This window comes from Streptomyces sp. Sge12 (assembly GCF_002080455.1).
Classification (GTDB): Bacteria; Actinomycetota; Actinomycetes; order Streptomycetales; family Streptomycetaceae; genus Streptomyces.
The window spans coordinates 3,522,323-3,538,831 of the sequence record NZ_CP020555.1 but is presented as its reverse complement, the minus strand read 5'-3'; the positions used below and the strand labels follow the sequence as shown (position 1 = coordinate 3,538,831).

Genomic DNA, 16,509 nt, shown 5'->3' with positions numbered 1-16,509 from the left:
GGCCGGACGGCAGGTGCACGCGTGGAACTTCCTGACGTGACTCACATCACACAGCCAGCGACCTTCCGGGGTGTCATATCCGGCCATGGCCGGATCCCGGCCGCCTTCGGTCACCGCCGCGGCCGCGGCCGACGACACGGGGCGACGCGCAGTGTAAATCGGTGCCCATCGGGGCCATTCGGGCGCAGAGTTGGGTGTGGAGTGGGGTGATCTGTCCGTTCGGCCACGAGACCCCGGTGAAGCCGAGACGAATGGTGCGTCACATCTACCGGCGCGACGGCGAGTCGGGTTCGAATACCTGATAGACAGTGGATATTCACGGCTAGACCGGCCGTATACCTTTGACGGCTCCTTGGGGGGATCGCCGCACTGTGAAGCCGCTTCACCGCCACCTCGTCAACACCTCGCGCAAGGTCCTGTGCACGGCCGCACTCGCGGCCAGCCTGACCACCGCCGCGGTCGTGACCAGTCCGTCGACCGCCGACGCGGGAGAGTCCGAGCCCACTCCGGACAGTCCGCAGGCCACTGACCGCGGTGACGCCCGGCTGGATCTGCCCGACATCGTCGCCGACCCGCCGCCCACCGGCGCGGGCGCGACCGAGGGGGCCAGCGGGATACCCGCGACCGCCCTCGACGCCTATCACCGTGCCGAGCTGTCCGTGGGCGCGGCGCTCCCCGGCTGCAAGCTGCCCTGGCAGCTGCTCGCGGGCATCGGCCGGGTCGAGTCCGTCCACGCCTCGGGCTACGGCCTCAAGGCCGACGGCTACACCGAGAAGCCCATCCGCGGCCCCCGCCTCGACGGCAACGGCTTCGCCGAGATCCGGGACACGGACAAGGGCGAGTGGGACGCGGACGCCGTGTACGACCGGGCCGTCGGCCCGATGCAGTTCATCCCGTCCACCTGGGCCACCTGGGGTGCCGACGGCAACGGCGACTCCAAGCGCGACCCGAACAACATCTACGACGCGGCGCTGGGCGCGGGTCTCTACCTGTGCGCGGGCGACCGTGACCTGTCGGTCGCGGCCAAGCTCGACGCGGCGATCCTCAGCTACAACAACTCCCGCGAGTACGTGAACACCGTGCTCGGCTACATGCGGCAGTACCAGACGGGCGGTGCCTCCGAGGTGCCGAACCCGCCCGTCGGGGACTACTCGACACCGCCGCCGGGCACCACCCTGCCCAGCCCGCACGTGCCGACCACCACGCCCCGGCCGACGCCGACGCCCACGCCGACTCCGACGCCGACCCCCACCCCGACTCCGACGCCCACCCCGACGCCGGAGCAGCCGAAGCCGCCCGCCGTACGCCTGGCGAGCCTGACGGTCCTCAGCGGCCCCGGCCTGACGGCCGAGGCGGGCGGGGCCTTCACCGAGGTCCCCCGGGTCAAGGTGCTTCTCAGCGACGGCAAGCCCGCCGTCAACCAGGAGGTGGTCTTCGCGGTGGAGAAGGACACCACCGGCGGCACCCTCTTCGGCACGGCGGATTCCCTGGTGGTCAAGGCGGGCGCCGACGGCATCGCCGCCGCGCCCGGGCTGAAGGCGGGCTCCAAGGCCGGCACCTTCACGCTGCGGGCCTCGGCCTACGACCCGCAGGGCGGGTTCACCGTGAACTTCGACGGCAAGGTCACGGTGACGGTCGCGGACAAGCTGGCGCGTGCGGGCGACGCGAAGCCGCTGGAGGCGGTCGCCGGCAAGAGCTTCACCGACGTGGAGGTCTTCGCGACCGCCGCCGGCAAGGCCGTCGCGGGTACCGAGACCGTCGCCGACCTGGTCGTGAAGGACGCGAACGGCAAGTGGGTCCCGGTGGACCCGGCGACCGCGAAGGGCCCGTACTTCAAGGACGAGGCCGGCAAGAAGGTCTTCGGGCGGCTGCTGGCCAAGACGGGCGCCGACGGCAAGATCGTCCTGCCGGAGCTGTTCACCGCGGACGCGGCCCCGGGCAGCTACTTCGTGCGCCTGACGACCAAGGAGAACGTGACCCTGGTCCTGGAGCTCAAGGTCACGGCCCCGGCCACCACCCCGGCCCCGGCCCCGGACCCGGCTCCCACGAAGACGGCGGCCCGCCCCTGAGGCAGTAGGGCGGCAGGCCCGGTACGCGAGTGGCCCCCGGCACCGTTTCCACGGTGCCGGGGGCCACTGCGTTGCCCCTCCGGGCCGGCGGACGGCCCGGAGGGGCAAAAAAGGCAGGAGCCCTGCCTGATCTGCTCGCGCAGAGGGGACAGGGCTCCTTGGATACTGCTTTTCCAACCCGCGATGAGGTTGGCCCAGGCGACTAGGCCGGGGTGACGTTCTCCGCCTGCGGGCCCTTCGGACCCTGCGTGACGTCGAAGTTCACCTGCTGGTTCTCCTCGAGGGAGCGGAAGCCAGAGGCGTTGATCGCGGAGTAGTGGACGAAGACATCCGGGCCGCCGCCGTCCTGGGCGATGAAGCCGAAGCCCTTTTCAGCGTTGAACCACTTCACGGTTCCGGTAGCCATGAGCCCTCCTATGGGCCAAAGGGTCGCCCTGCTCCAGAACCTGCTAAGAAGTCTGAAAACTACAAAAGCCTGCGGGTCACATTCTCCGCAGGCCTCGTACTGCAAGGGAAACCAAACTGCAACTTGCGGTGAGCCTAGCACGCACCCTGCGGCGGAGACCAGAGGGAAAGATCACGTCACCCGGACGTTTGAGACCCGCCGGAAGGCTGACGCCGAGCCGGGGGCTAGTCTCGCGATGTGGACCTCTATCGCAGCCGGCCCCGCGTCGGCCACATTCAGTTCCTGAACTGCCTGCCCCTCTACTGGGGGCTGGCCAGAACCGGCACTCTGCTGGACCTGGAGCTGACCAAGGACTCCCCCGAGAAGCTCAGCGAGCGCCTCGTCCAGGGAGACCTGGACATCGCCCCGATCACCCTCGTGGAGTTCCTCCGCAACGCCGATCAGCTCGTCGCCTTCCCCGACATCGCGGTCGGCTGCGACGGCCCGGTGATGTCCTGCGTGATCGTTTCGCAGGTCCCCCTGGAGCAGCTCGACGGCGCCCGCGTCGCACTCGGCTCCACCTCCCGTACGTCCGTTCGCCTCGCCCAGCTGCTGCTTTCCGAGCAGTACGGGGTACGGCCCGACTACTACACCTGCCCGCCCGACCTCAGCGTGATGATGCAGGAGGCGGACGCGGCCGTACTGATCGGGGACGCCGCGCTGCGCGCCTCGCTGCACGACGCACCCCGGCTCGGGCTGACCGTGCACGACCTCGGGCACATGTGGAAGGAGTGGACCGGGCTGCCGTTCGTCTTCGCCGTCTGGGCCGCCCGCAAGGACTACCTCGCCCGCGAGCCCGCCGTCGTGCGGGAGGTCCACGAGGCCTTCCTCTCCTCCCGCGACGTCTCCCTGGAGGAGGTCACCAAGGTGGCCGAGCAGGCGGCCCGCTGGGAGGCCTTCGACGCGGAGCTGCTGGAGCGGTACTTCACGACGCTCGACTTCCGCTTCGGCCCCGAGCAGCTGGCCGGCGTACGGGAATTCGCACGCCGTACGGGACCGACGACCGGGTATCCCGCGGATGTCGACGTGGAGCTGCTGAGCACGGTGGTCCAGGAGTGCTGAGCGGGTTTACCCGGCGGTAGTCCAAAGGCCGGGTGCGGGTGAATGTACGGTTTACCGGGAATTCCCGTCCTTTTTGCATTTCTCGCCTTGGGGTGGAAATGCAAAAGGGTGACCTGCACCTTCACCCGGCCCGCCCCGGCACCCCACTAGGCTGCTGCTGCTCTCCCGGGCGGCACAAGGCGCCCGGGAACACGGGGAATTGGGGGACGCGATGCAGCCGCTCGAAGCCGGGGAGCCGCGGACCATCGGCGCGTACCGGCTGCTGGGCCGGCTCGGCGCGGGTGGCATGGGCCGGGTCTACCTGGGGCGCAGCGCCGGCGGCCGGACCGTCGCCGTCAAGATCGTGCACCCGCATTTCGCCACCGACGAGGAGTTCCGTGCCCGGTTCCGCCGCGAGGTCGAGGCGGCCCGCCTGGTGGGCGGCGAGTGGACCGCGCCCGTGCTCGACGCGGACCCCGACGCCCCCGTGCCGTGGGTGGCCACCGGCTACGTCGCCGGGCCCTCCCTGGACCGGGCGCTGGCCGCGCACGGACCGCTCCCCGAGGCCTCCGTACGGGCCATCGGCGCGGGGCTGGCCCGCGCCCTGGTCGCCGTGCACGGCCTGGGGCTCGTACACCGGGACGTGAAGCCGTCGAACGTGATGCTCACCCTCGACGGGCCGCGGCTGATCGACTTCGGGATCGCGCGGGCCACGGACGGCACCGCCTCGCTCACCTCCACCGGGGTCTCCGTCGGCTCGCCCGGCTACATGTCGCCCGAGCAGATCCTCGGCAAGGGGATCACCGGGGCGGCCGACGTGTTCTCGCTCGGCGCGGTGATGGCCTTCGCGGCGACCGGGCGGCCGCCCTTCACCGGGGACAACTCGGCCACCCTCCTCTACAAGGTGGTCCACGAGCCGCCCGAGCTCGGCGCGCTCCCGGCCGGGGAGCTGCGCGACCTGATCGAGGCCTGCCTGGCCAAGTCGGCCGCGGATCGCCCCGCCCCCGAGGCCGTCGCAGCGGCCCTCGGCGGGGCGCTGGGCGCCCCGGGCTGGCTCCCCGGGCCGCTGGTGGAGGAGGCCAGCCGGGCCGCGGTGGCCCTGCTGGACCTGGACGCGGACACCTCCGCGGGCGGGGCCGGCGTGTCGGCCGGCGGGGGCTTCGCGATGCCCCACGCGCCGTACGCGGACGGCCCGTCCGGGCCGGTGCCGTTCACGGCGGCCTCGTACGGCGGCCCGGCCGGGGGCGGCTTCGGGCCGCCCGACCCGGCGTACGGCACTCCGGGACCGGGATCGGGACCGGGAAGCGGCCCGGGTACCGGCGGCGGGGCGGCTCTGCCCGGGCAGCGGACCGTCGCGGAGGGTCCGGGGCGGCAGGCCGGCGTCCGGGTGGCCGGGCGCCGCTTCAGCTGCACGCTGGTCCTCGCCGCGGCGGCGGTACTGGCGGTGCTGTCCGGGGGGTTGTACTGGCTGGACGTCCTGCCCGGCCCGGGCGGGAAGGAGCGGGACCTGGCCGACGCCGGACCGGGGGCCTCCGCCTCGGCCTCCGCGCCCGCCCCGGCGGCCTCGGCCTCGTCGGCCCCGAACCCGACCGGGAGTCCGGCGGCGCCCAAGGGGACCCGCCAGGACGTGCCCAAGGAGCTCGTCGGCACGTGGAAGGGCACGGTCACCACCGCCCGCCTCGGCCTGTCCTCGGAGTTCGAGATCACCATCAGGGCGGGCCGGGTCGGTGAGGTCGTCGGCCGGGACAAGTCGGTCCTGGCCGTCCTGGGCACGGACTGCAGCGGCGACTGGAAGCTCTCCTCCGCCACCGACCGCTCGCTGGTCCTGGACACCTCGGGCGGCCCCAACCCGGCTCCCGGCGTCTGTTCCGACGGCTCCGCCGACGAGCGCTTCAGCCTGAACACCGACGGGACGCTGCACTACAGGTCGGGCGACACCCCGGCCGGAAACCCCGAGGGCGACCTCAGGCGCAGCCCCTGAAATGCGCCGGTCGGCCCTGGCGTAGGCTGGATCGGTCCGGACCTTGACACAGACACACCGCCGAAAGGTGACTCACCGGTGACCGACCTGGCCGTTCTCCAGTCTGTCCTCGACCGCGCCGCCGCGGGGGGCCGGATCACCAAGGAAGAGGCGCTCGACCTCTACCGCCACGCGCCGCTGCACGCGCTCGGCCAGGCGGCCGACGCCGCGCGCCGCCGCCGCTACGCGGGTACCGAGCACATCGCGACGTACATCATCGAGCGCAACATCAACTACACCAACGTGTGCGTCACGGCGTGCAAGTTCTGTGCCTTCTACGCGGCTCCCAAGGACGCGAAGAAGGGCTGGTCCCGCGACCTCGACGACATCCTGCGCCGCTGCGCGGAGACCGTCGAGCTCGGCGGCACCCAGATCATGTTCCAGGGCGGGCATCACCCGGACTACGGCGTCGAGTACTACGAGCACCACTTCTCCGCCATCAAGAAGGACTTCCCGCAGCTGGTCATCCACTCCCTCGGCGCGTCCGAGGTCGAGCACATGGCCCGCATCTCGGGCGTCTCGGCGGAGGAGGCCATCCAGCGCATCCATGCGGCCGGCCTCGACTCCTTCGCGGGCGCCGGCGCCGAACTGCTGCCCGCGCGACCGCGCAAGGCGATCGCCCCGCTCAAGGAGTCGGGCGAGCGCTGGCTGGAGATCATGGAGATCGCCCACAAGCTGGGCGTGGAGTCCACCTCCACGATGCTGATGGGCACCGGCGAGACGAACGCCGAGCGCATCGAGCACATCGCGATGATCCGGGACACGCAGGACCGTACGGGCGGCTTCCGCGCCTTCATCCCGTACACCTACCAGCCCGAGAACAACCACCTCAAGGGCCGCACCCAGGCGACGATCTTCGAGTACCTGCGCATGATCGCGATCGCGCGCCTCTTCCTCGACAACATCGCCCACATCCAGGGCTCCTGGCTGACCGTGGGCAAGGAGGCGGGCCAGCTCTCGCTGCACTACGGTGCGGACGACCTCGGCTCGATCATGCTGGAGGAGAACGTCGTCTCCTCGGCCGGTGCCAAGCACCGCTCCAACCGCCAGGAGATCATCGACCTGATCCGCAAGGCGGAGCGCACCCCGGCGCAGCGCGCGACCACGTACGAGCACCTGCTCGTGCACGACGACCCGGCGAACGACCCGGTCGACGAGCGCGTGGTCTCGCACATCTCCTCCACCGCCCTCGAAGGCGGCACGGCGCACCCCGAGCTGAAGCTCATCTCCACGAACTGACGACGCCGGCCGACCGATGCTGACGCTGCACACCGCCGAACTCCTGGTCCCCGGGCCGGGATCCGCGCCGCTGCCCGGCGGCGCGGTCCTCGTCGACGGCGACCGGATAGCCCGCGTCGGCCCCTACGAGGAGGTCGCCGCGGCCCACCCGCACGCCAGGACCCGCCGCTGGCCCGGGGTGATCACCCCGGGGCTGGTCGTGCGCGGGGCGGACGAGCTGCTGGAGCGGACGTACTACCCGGACGACCCGTACGAGGTCACCGAGCTCGGCGCCGACCCGATCAGGGGCGAGGCCGCGCTGGAGGCGCTGAAGATGACCGAGCCGCGGTGGGGCAACAGTGCCCGGCGCGGCACGCAGCGGCTCCTGGCCCGTGGGGTGGTGGCGGTCTGCGGCCGCTTCACGATCCCGGCGGTGCGCACGGCGGTGTCCCGGTCGGGGCTCGCCATCCTGGCGCCGGCCGCTCATGAGGGGCTGCCCGCCCTGGATCCGTTCGCCGGGCGCAGCGCGGCGGCGGAGGCCTTCCACGGCATTCTGGAGGCGGGCGTTCCGGCGCGCTTCGCGGCCTTCGCGGTGGCGGACGAGGCCGACCTGCTGGAGCAGGGTGCGACCACGTGCGTGGCCACGGTCATCGGCGGGCGGCTGCTGCACCGCCGTCGCTGAGGCCGCCGGGCCCGGTCCGCGCGCAGTGCCCGGAGCGGGCGGCGCGCAGGGTGTCCTCCCGGGCGAGGGCGGCCAGCAGGCAGGCCTGGAGGCGGCTGATGCCGCCCAGCTTGGCCCGTATGTTGACGACGTGGAACTTGACGGTGCTGACGGAGAGTTGAAGCTCGGCGGCGAGTTCCCGGTTGGAGGCGCCGGTGGCCAGGCACAGGAACACCGCGGACTCCTGCTCGGTCAGCTGGGCGTCGGCGGTCCGGTCCGGCGTCGGGCGGTCGGAGGCCGGGCGGTCCGCCGCCGGTCTGATCGCGGCGGGTCCGTTCGCGGCGGGTCCGCCCGTCGGGGATCTGTCCGCCGGGGATCCGTCCGCCGCCGGTCTGTTCGCCGCCGGTCTGTTCGCGGCCGGGCCGTCCCCGTTCGACGCGTCCTCGTGCGGCGCCTGCCCCTCCGCGCCCGTCTCCTCGTACGAGGGGAACCAGGCGGGGACGGTGAAGCTGACGACGCGCACGGTTTCTCCTCGCCCCCGGGCGCCCGTCCTGTAGCCGCCTCTCCCTATAGGACGGGTGGACCGGACAGGTAGGTTCCATTCGAGTCGTACGGCCAGGCGTTGGACTTGCAGCCGAGCAGCCCCTTGATCTGCTGCATCATCGCCGGAGCGGGCTGGCCGGGGCCCGGGCACGACTCGTGCCCGCGGCCGAGCTCGTGCCCGACCTCGTGGTTGATGATCAGCGCCCGGTACTCCTCGGGCGAGCCGCTGAACTGCGGCGAACCCTCCTGCCAGCGCTTGAGGTTGACCACGACGGTGTGCCCCGTGCTGCAGTTGGTCTCGCCGATGAGCTCGGGCGTGACCACGTCGCACAGCCGGTCGGTGGTCTTGGGCGTCGCGATCTTGATGGTGAAATCGACGGGCTGGCCGGCCGCGACGAGCTGGAAGCCGTACTTCGGGTCCTTGGTCCAGCCCCGCGGGTCCCCGAGGATCGCCTCGACCGAGCGCGCGGCCGACTCCGGGTCGATCCCGCTGCCCTCCTCGACCTCGATGCGCCAGCGGCGCGCGGGCCCCTTGCCCTGCGCGTTGCCGACGGTGGCGGAGGGCTTGAAGACACCCGGCCGGGCGGCCGTCGCGGAGGGCTGCACCGAGGGCGAGCCCTCGGCCTGCGGCGAGGGCGAGGCGGGCGGCTGGGCGGAGGGCGACTTCTGGCCGCCCTGCGGGACCGCGTTCCCCGAGCCGTCGGCGGACTCGGCGTCCGTCGGGTCCGGCGAGGCCGCGGTCCGGCCCGCGGCGGTGTTCGCGCCGTCGTCCCCGGGCAGCAGCGTGTACGCGGTCGCCGAGACGACGACCAGTGCCGCCGAGCCGATGAGGATCGTGCGCCGCAGCCGCTTGCGCCGCTCGGCCCGGCGCCTGGCGCGCGGGCCGCTGCGGCTGGAGCGACCGGTGGAATGGCCTGCCGGCATCGTGAAGCTTTCTGTTCGCGGCGGCCACTGCCGGACCGGCCACGATTCGGGTGCCGATCCGGTGGGTGACCCTCACCGGGCCGCACCCTTGTCAGTCAACGTGTCCGCGGGTGCGCGGCGTAACTGTCCTTCGGAACAGTTTCCGGTATCCGCCCGGCGGCGGTCACAGCGGGTAGCCGTGGAGCCCCTTCGTCCGGCGAGGGCCCGGCCTGAGAGGATGGGGGCGTACCCGCCGATCCGCATCGCACACCGAGGGGCGAACGCCAGTGACAAGGGCTTCCCTGGACAAGCAGCCGCACGAAGTCGCCTCCATGTTCGACGGTGTCGCCGCGAACTACGACCTCACCAACGACGTCCTCTCGCTCGGCCAGGCACGGCTGTGGCGCAAGGAGGTCGCCAAGGCGGTCGGCGCCCGCCCCGGGCACACGGTCCTCGACCTGGCCGCGGGGACCGCGACCTCCTCCCTGCCCTTCGCCGCCACCGGCGCGTACGTCGTCCCCTGCGACTTCTCCCTGGGCATGCTCATGGAGGGCAAGAAGAAGCACGACTGGCTGCCGCTGACCGCCGGCGACGCGACGAAGCTGCCGTTCAAGGACGGCTCCTTCGACACCGTCACGATCTCCTTCGGGCTGCGCAACGTCCAGGACACCGATGCCGCGCTGCGCGAGCTGTACCGGGTGACGAAGCCCGGCGGGCAGGTCGTGATCTGCGAGTTCTCACAGCCCACTTGGGCGCCGTTCCGCACGGTCTACATCGAGTACCTGATGCGCGCCCTGCCGCCGGTGGCCCGCGCGGTGTCCTCCAACCCCGACGCGTACGTCTACCTCGCCGAGTCCATCCGCGAATGGCCGGACCAGCCGGCGCTGGCCGCCCTGCTGCAGAAGGCCGGCTGGTCCAAGGTGGCCTGGCGCAACCTCAGCGGCGGCATCGTCGCGCTGCACCGGGGCACCAAGGACTGACTGCCGTGCCGGACGTCGCGCCCATGGACTACGGGCCCCTGCTGGAGCGGATCGCGGCCGACATCGCCCCGCTGGTGGGCAGCGGCACCCCGGCCGAGTACATCCCCGCGCTCGCCGCCGTGGACCGGCGGCAGTTCGGGATGGCCATCGCCGACCTCGACGGCAACGTCTTCGGGGTCGGGGACTGGCAGGTCCCCTTCTCCGCGCAGTCCATCACCAAGGTCTTCGCGCTGGCCCTGGCCCTGGCCGAGGGCGGTGACAGCCTGTGGGAACGGGTCGGACGGGAGCCCTCCGGCAATCCGTTCAACTCGCTCGTGCAGCTGGAGTACGAAAACGGCATTCCGCGCAATCCATTCATCAACGCGGGCGCCCTCGTGGTCACCGACCGGCTCCAGACGCTGACGGGCGACGCGAGCAGCGAACTGCTGGAGTTCCTGCGGCAGGAGAGCCAGAACCCGGACATGGGCTTCGACGGCGAGGTCGCGGCCTCCGAGCAGGAGAACGGCGACCGCAACGCCGCCGTCGCCCACTTCATGGCCTCGTACGGGAACATCGACAACCCGGTGCCCGCCCTGCTGGAGCACTACTTCTGGCAGTGCTCCATCGAGATGAGCTGCGCCGACCTCGCCCGTGCCGGGCGCTTCCTGGCCCGGCACGGAGTACGGGCCGACGGCTCGCGGCTGCTGACGCGCAGCGAGGCCAAGCAGATCAACGCGGTGATGCTGACCTGCGGGACGTACGACGCGGCGGGCGAGTTCGCCTACCGCGTCGGCCTGCCGGGCAAGAGCGGGGTCGGCGGAGGGATCGTCGCGGTCGTCCCGGGCCAGTGCGTCCTGGCGGTGTGGAGCCCGGGCCTGGACGCCCGGGGGAACTCGGTGGCGGGCGTGGCCGCCCTGGACCGCTTCACGACCCTGACGGGCCTGTCGGTGTTCTAGGCCGTGAGCGCCCGGGCCGCGGGGCCGGACCGTGCCCGGTCCGGCCCGCGGCCCGTGATCAGGACTGCTGCGCCGCCAGACGGTCGGCAGAACTCTTGCGCTGCGGCTGGACGGTGTCCACGAGGACACCGGAGCCCAGCCCGGGCGTGTGGTTCCAGTCCCAGATCTTCCCCGCCACCGTGCCGAGCCGTTCGTCGCCGGGCCGTACGTCGATGTAGAAGAGCGACTCGTCCGGCTTCGGGTCGTCGCCGCCCCAGCGCACCACGCCCTCGCAATCGGCGAGGATGTCCCGCAGGGTCAGCTCCTGCATCGGGTAGAAGCCGCCGCGCGCCCCGGCGGGGTAGGAACCGGAGCGGATCCGCACGGCCGTTCCGGACGCCAGGTTCGACTCCGGAAGGCCCTTCCGCACGGAGCCGGGCTTCACCCAGCCGACGACGTCACCGCCCCGGAGGGCGTCGATCTCGTAGTGGAAGCGTCGGACCACGTGGACCAGGACGGTCTCGACGTCGGCCATGCGGATCTGGATCCCGCCGACCGGGAGGCCGGTGACGGGCCGGGTGTAGATGCTGCCGTGGTCGTCCGCGACCTTCTCCATCTCCCACCCGTTCTTCGAGGGGATGCCGGTCTGGACGCGCTTCTCGCGCTCCTGGGCCTTCTTGATGGCGTCACGGACGTGGGCCGGATCCGGGGAACTGCCCGCGGCGTGGGCGGGGGTGGCCAGCTGCGAGCCGACCGCGACGCCGACCGCCACGAAGGCGGCACGCCGCAGGACCGTGCGGCGAGAGATCTTCTCAGTCACTTCTTGTCTCCTCGTACCGATGGCCGGCGTCAGACGTTGCGGGATATGGAGTTGTACTTCTCCATGACCTGGTAGAGCGCCAGGCGCTTCTTGGCGTGCTCCACGGCCACCGAGTCCTCGGTGCCCTGGTACCGGCGCAGGATCTGGTAGATCTCGCTCTCCGTGTAGTCCAGGCTCATGGGCCGCATCACCTTTTCGGTGGGCGAGTTGCCCGGTGCGCCACCGGCGTTCCAGAGGTGGACGAGCGGGACGCTCTGGATGGCGAAGTAGTCCTCGTTGCGGAGGTCGTCCCAGACCTCGAACTTGTCCTTGTCGCTCTGGACGTTGCGGATCGTGCCCGTGGTGAAGCCGTTCTGGATGGCGTAGTTCCACGCGAGGACGGCGGTCTTGCCGAACATCTGGGCGATGCCGGTCGAGCTGTCCGCGAACCCGAGGCCGGTCTGGAACTGAGCCGCGACACGCACGTCCGCGGCGAGGTCGGCGGCGTCGATGTGCCGCATCTCCCAGTAGCACGCCGTCTGGATGAGGGCCTTGCGCATCTTGTACTTGTAGGCGAGCTGGGTGATCACCGTGTCCCACTCGACGACGACCCTGTTGAAGCACGTCTCGTTGCCGTACGTCCTGATGCCGCCGTCGTTCGGGAAGCCGATCGACTCCATGTACTTGCCCACGTCCGTCCGCATCGCCCCGATCACGCTGGGAAGGAGGTTGGTGTCCGGGCGCGGGGTGCGGGGCGCGTCGAACGACGCCTGCCCGATGTCGCGGCCCGACGCGATGTTGACGTCGATGTTGATCGCGCCGTCACCCGAGCCGATGGTGCGGGTGACGATCTGGTCGTAGGCCCAGTTCTCGGGCATCGGGTAGCCGAAGTTGCCGGAGAAGCCGGACGACATGTCGGAGACGAACGAGGCGGTGGCGTGGCCGGCCTCGCCGACACGGGTGCAGACGTTCCGGGGCCCGTAGACGCCGATGCCGAAGCGGTTGCCGTCGTCCGCGATGGCGTCCTTGATGCCCTTGAAGTGCGGCAGGACGCTGCCCGACACGTCCTCGTCGAGCGCGTCGAAGTCCACGGCGAAGAAGATGCGCGTCCCGGTCCTGAAACCGTGGTCCAGGGCCGCGTTGATCGCGGACTGGCCCGCGGCACGGCCCAGGGGGTAGCTGAAGTCCGAGGCGTCGCGGCCGAAGGTCTGGTAGATCGGGAAGCAGCGCAGCCCGCTCGCGGCGATGGTCTGGAGCTCGCCCGGCTGGATCGCCTTGTGGCGCAGCGGGTCCTTGTCGTCCTTCGGGGGGACCGGGTTGGTGAGGTATCGGCCGACGTATTTGATGCCCTGCGCCTTCAGGGTCGCCGCCCGCGCGGGCGTGATCAGCGTGATGCCGTCGCACGCCTCGCCGTTGCGGGACTGGTCGCCGTACGAGACCAGCAGGGAGGCCCAGGTGGAGAAGTTGCCCGTGCCGGTGACGGGAAGGTTCACGAACGACTGGAAGGCACTGACCGCGTAGGCGAGGGAGTCGGTGAAGGTGGAGGTGAAGGTGGCCGGGCGCTGGTTGAGGACCATGCCGCCGGAGAAGAGCCGGACCCAGGTGCCCGAGGAACCCGTGGAGACGGTGTGGCTCTTCAGCCCGCTCTGGGTGCCGGGTCCGAAGACGCCGTTCGCGGTGCCGTCGGCCATGCCCAGTTCGTACTGAACGGCGAAGAGCATGGACTTCGCGACGTCGCGGGAGTGGTGGCCGTCGGCCGGGATGATGTAGAAGTCGCGGCGGTTGACGTAGGAGCCGTTCAGCCAGCGCTGGACGGCCCGGATGTTCTCCGAGCCGCCGTTGACGGTGACGTAGGCGTCCATGTTGAGCAGGCCCTTGAACACCTTGGGCACCAGGGTGTCACCGGGGTACGTGGAGTCCACGCCCATGTCCTGCTTCAGCTTGGCGACGGACGCCGATACCCGGGAGTTGTACGTGCCGTCGAAGGAGCCCCCGTCGTAGCCCTTGCAGTAAAGGGCGGCCTGGATGATCGAGGCAACGTTTTTGTTGGGCACCGTGCTGCTGTTGAGAGCCGGGTATTTCGACTGGAGGGTATTCAGCGTCGTCGGACCGAATGTGTCGGAAAGGGTCGCAATGCCGAGCTCGTATTGAAGGGCGCGGGTGAGTGCGAACATCACCTTCCAACTGGTCACGCCGTTTTCGACGAGCGGGTCGGTACCCAGCTTTCCCCGATAGGCGGTATTGAGCCAGCTCTGGGCCCTGAGCACCATTTCGTCGGCCATGCGGAACTCCTGTCAGTGCGATCGCAGCCAGGTGGGGCACCGGCCCGTCGCGGTGGCGTACGGGCTGATGGGCGCAGGTGCGCATGACGGGAGCGCGCGAAAGCAGACCGATGCGTCCCCCGGCACCGGTCTGACGATTTCGGATGGTCGGCCGAAATTGCCGCGCTTGTCGATCAACCTATCGGAAGGATCTCGCGCGGAGCAGCTCGAATATCTGCGTCCGGAGAGATTGGCGCGAAATATTCTGTTGCGGACGGAGGTCTGCTGCAGCTATAGCAGTGCGCTACGGAGAGCAGGACGGCTCGCCCGGACGACATTCCACGGCGAACTGGAAGAAGAGGAGGACGAGGAAACAGACGACGAGGGACACGGCGCACATGACGGCGAAGCGCCGGCGCGCTCGCCGGTGCCCTCCCGCGTGCGCCAGCACCAGCCCGGCGACGGGAGCGGCGACCGCGCCCGTGAGGGCCACCCACGCCAGCACCGTGGCGGGGCCCCAGAGGAATCCGTGGTCATGTGACCAGACGGTGAGGCGGGCGCTGAGGATGAAGGCGACCGGAGACGTCGCCCACCACACGGTCAGTACGGAGGACAGCCGCGTGGCAGCGGCAGACGGAGGGCCCGAGCCGTTGGCGGCGTCGTCGGCGGACCCGGTGGACTCGGTGGCGTCGTCGGTGGACACGGACCACTCCCTTCCGTTCTACAGTGCGAGTTCGTACCGGCGGGCGGGGTTGCCCGCCGGGGTGGTGAACTCCGCCGCCAGCGCCATGTCCAGGCGTTCCGCGACCGCCACCGAGCGCTTGTTGCGGGCGTCGATCATCGCCACGACCCGGGGCAGGCCGGCCGCCCGCACCCGTTCCAGCGTGGCCAGCGCAGCGGCGTACGCGTAGCCCTGGCCCCACGCGGCCCGGCCCAGGCGCCAGCCGATCTCGATCTCGCCGACCGGCCCCCAGGTCCTCTCCCGCGGCCACGGCTGGGCGCCGGTGAAGCCGATCACCGTGCCCTGCCCGTCGAGCAGGGTCCACAGGCAGTAGCCGAGCTGGGCGTCGTGCATGCGCTGGCGCGCGGTGATTTCCTCGTACGCGGACAGTTCCGCGGGCCCGCCCAGGAACTCCATGACATCGGGGTCGGCGAAGACCGAGTGCCATGCGTGCGCGTCCTCGTCCGTGGGCACGCGGAGCTGTACGGCGGGAAGTGGCCGGATCGGCGAGGTCGTCATCGGAGGCACCCTTCGGATCGTGATCTCTCTCGCTGCATAGACTGCACATGTCCGGTGCCGCCTGGCACCCTTTATCGAGCCTTCGGGAGACCCCGCAGTGACCGAGCTCCTCTCCGAACACTCCGCGGACGTGATCGTCGTCGGGGCCGGGCCCGCCGGCTCGACCACCGCCTACTACCTCGCCAAGGCCGGATTGGACGTCCTGCTCCTGGAGAAGACGGCGTTCCCCCGCGAGAAGGTCTGCGGCGACGGCCTGACCCCGCGCGCCACCAAGCAGCTGGTGGCGATGGGCATCGACATCTCCGAAGAAGCCGGCTGGCTGCGGAACAAGGGCCTGCGGATCATCGGCGGCGGCCAGCGGCTCCAGCTGGACTGGCCGGAACTCGCTTCCTACCCGGACTACGGACTCGTCCGCAAGCGCGACGACTTCGACGAGACCCTGGCCCGCCAGGCGCAGAAGGCCGGCGCCCGGCTCTACGAGCGCTGCACCGTCGGCGAGCCCGTGCGCGACGCGCGCACCGGCCACATCACCGGCGTGCAGGCGAAGCTGGGCGAGGAGAAGACCCCGGTCACCTTCCACGCCCCGCTGGTCGTCGCGGCCGACGGGAACTCCTCCCGGCTGTCCCTGGCGATGGGCCTGCACCGGCGCGAGGACCGCCCGATGGGCGTGGCGGTACGGACGTACTTCACCTCGCCGCGGCACGACGACGACTACCTGGAGTCCTGGCTGGAGCTGTGGGACCGGCGCGGCCCGCAGGACCGGCTGCTGCCCGGCTACGGCTGGATCTTCGGCATGGGCGACGGCACCTCCAACGTCGGCCTCGGCATCCTGAACTCCTCCTCCGCCTTCAAGGAGCTGGACTGGCGCGAGGTCCTCAAGGCCTGGTGCGCCTCGATGCCGGAGGACTGGGGCTACACCCCCGAGAACATGACGCAGCCGATCCGCGGCGCGGCCCTGCCGATGGCCTTCAACCGGCAGCCGCACTACACCAAGGGCCTGCTGCTGGTCGGCGACGCGGGCGGCCTCGTCAACCCGTTCAACGGCGAGGGCATCGCCTACGCCATGGAGTCGGGGCAGATCGCCGCCGACGTCATCGTCCAGGCCCAGGCCCGTGCCACCCCGGCGCAGCGCGAACTGGCGCTGCACAACTACCCGAAGGTGCTCAAGGAGACCTACGGCGGCTACTACACGCTGGGCCGCGCCTTCGTGAAGCTGATCGGCAACCCGAAGGTCATGAAGATCGCGGCTCAGCGCGGCCTGACCCACCCGGTGCTGATGAAGTTCACCCTGAAGATGCTGGCCAACCTGACCGACCCGACGGGCGGCGACGCGATGGACCGCATCATCAACGGCCTCTCGAAGGTGGCCCCGAAGGCCTGAGCCCGAACCGGGTCAGGGGCGGCGTCCGCACGGG

The 16,509-nt window shown here is 70.9% G+C and carries 15 protein-coding genes; 8 read left to right on the top strand and 7 right to left on the bottom strand.

The window, feature by feature from the left end:
* Positions 1-371: 371 nt before the first annotated feature.
* On the top strand, positions 372-2,069 hold the full coding sequence (locus B6R96_RS37260; protein WP_159396330.1) for a hypothetical protein: 1,698 nt from the start codon (positions 372-374) through the stop codon (positions 2,067-2,069).
* Positions 2,070-2,271: 202 nt separating this feature from the next.
* Here B6R96_RS37260 and B6R96_RS15545 read toward each other — a convergent pair whose 3' ends face one another.
* Complete coding sequence (locus B6R96_RS15545; protein ID WP_007265804.1) at positions 2,272-2,475, bottom strand: cold-shock protein; 204 nt, start codon at positions 2,473-2,475, stop codon at positions 2,272-2,274.
* A gap of 237 nt (positions 2,476-2,712) precedes the next feature.
* Here B6R96_RS15545 and B6R96_RS15540 point away from each other — a divergent pair, with 237 nt between their 5' ends.
* The 4 genes from B6R96_RS15540 to B6R96_RS15525 all read left to right on the top strand — a co-directional run bounded on the left by B6R96_RS15540 (position 2,713) and on the right by B6R96_RS15525 (position 7,475).
* On the top strand, positions 2,713-3,576 hold the full coding sequence (locus B6R96_RS15540) for a menaquinone biosynthetic enzyme MqnA/MqnD family protein (protein WP_030388379.1): 864 nt from the start codon (positions 2,713-2,715) through the stop codon (positions 3,574-3,576).
* A 211-nt stretch (positions 3,577-3,787) separates the two neighbouring features.
* Entirely contained in the window at positions 3,788-5,536 is a 1,749-nt protein-coding gene (locus B6R96_RS15535; protein ID WP_081522726.1) for a serine/threonine-protein kinase, read from the top strand.
* Between the two features lie 78 nt (positions 5,537-5,614).
* Entirely contained in the window at positions 5,615-6,814 is a 1,200-nt protein-coding gene (gene mqnC, locus B6R96_RS15530; protein ID WP_030388377.1) for a cyclic dehypoxanthinyl futalosine synthase, read from the top strand.
* Between the two features lie 16 nt (positions 6,815-6,830).
* Positions 6,831-7,475, top strand: a complete 645-nt coding sequence (locus B6R96_RS15525; protein WP_030388376.1) for an imidazolonepropionase-like domain-containing protein — start codon at positions 6,831-6,833, stop codon at positions 7,473-7,475.
* On the opposite strand, the gene B6R96_RS15520 is transcribed toward B6R96_RS15525, so the two are convergent.
* Together B6R96_RS15520 and B6R96_RS15515 are read right to left on the bottom strand one after the other, a co-directional pair.
* Positions 7,441-7,977, bottom strand: a complete 537-nt coding sequence (locus tag B6R96_RS15520) for a response regulator transcription factor (protein ID WP_081522725.1) — start codon at positions 7,975-7,977, stop codon at positions 7,441-7,443. The genes B6R96_RS15525 and B6R96_RS15520 overlap by 35 nt on opposite strands.
* Positions 7,978-8,021: 44 nt before the next feature.
* Entirely contained in the window at positions 8,022-8,921 is a 900-nt protein-coding gene (locus tag B6R96_RS15515) for a DUF3152 domain-containing protein (RefSeq protein WP_053704257.1), read from the bottom strand.
* A gap of 266 nt (positions 8,922-9,187) precedes the next feature.
* Here B6R96_RS15515 and B6R96_RS15510 point away from each other — a divergent pair, with 266 nt between their 5' ends.
* Positions 9,188-9,880, top strand: coding sequence for a demethylmenaquinone methyltransferase (locus B6R96_RS15510; protein WP_081522724.1), 693 nt, complete (start codon positions 9,188-9,190; stop codon positions 9,878-9,880).
* Positions 9,881-9,903: 23 nt separating this feature from the next.
* Positions 9,904-10,815, top strand: a complete 912-nt coding sequence (locus B6R96_RS15505; RefSeq protein ID WP_081525114.1) for a glutaminase — start codon at positions 9,904-9,906, stop codon at positions 10,813-10,815.
* A gap of 58 nt (positions 10,816-10,873) precedes the next feature.
* On the opposite strand, the gene B6R96_RS15500 is transcribed toward B6R96_RS15505, so the two are convergent.
* The 4 genes from B6R96_RS15500 to B6R96_RS15485 all read right to left on the bottom strand — a co-directional run bounded on the left by B6R96_RS15500 (position 10,874) and on the right by B6R96_RS15485 (position 15,094).
* Positions 10,874-11,614: a hypothetical protein gene (locus B6R96_RS15500; protein ID WP_081522723.1), complete on the bottom strand. Its 741-nt coding sequence runs from the start codon at positions 11,612-11,614 to the stop codon at positions 10,874-10,876.
* A 29-nt stretch (positions 11,615-11,643) separates the two neighbouring features.
* Positions 11,644-13,875 carry a glycoside hydrolase domain-containing protein gene (locus tag B6R96_RS15495; protein ID WP_081522722.1) on the bottom strand — a complete coding sequence of 744 codons (2,232 nt, stop codon included), beginning with the start codon at positions 13,873-13,875 and terminating at the stop codon, positions 11,644-11,646.
* A gap of 283 nt (positions 13,876-14,158) precedes the next feature.
* Positions 14,159-14,557: a hypothetical protein gene (locus B6R96_RS15490; RefSeq protein ID WP_081522721.1), complete on the bottom strand. Its 399-nt coding sequence runs from the start codon at positions 14,555-14,557 to the stop codon at positions 14,159-14,161.
* Between the two features lie 18 nt (positions 14,558-14,575).
* The gene (locus B6R96_RS15485; RefSeq protein WP_107475522.1) at positions 14,576-15,094 is read right to left on the bottom strand and encodes a GNAT family N-acetyltransferase; all 519 of its coding nucleotides are present in this window, start codon (positions 15,092-15,094) and stop codon (positions 14,576-14,578) included.
* A gap of 97 nt (positions 15,095-15,191) precedes the next feature.
* Here B6R96_RS15485 and B6R96_RS15480 point away from each other — a divergent pair, with 97 nt between their 5' ends.
* On the top strand, positions 15,192-16,475 hold the full coding sequence (locus B6R96_RS15480; RefSeq protein WP_053704255.1) for a geranylgeranyl reductase family protein: 1,284 nt from the start codon (positions 15,192-15,194) through the stop codon (positions 16,473-16,475).
* Positions 16,476-16,509: the final 34 nt, after the last annotated feature.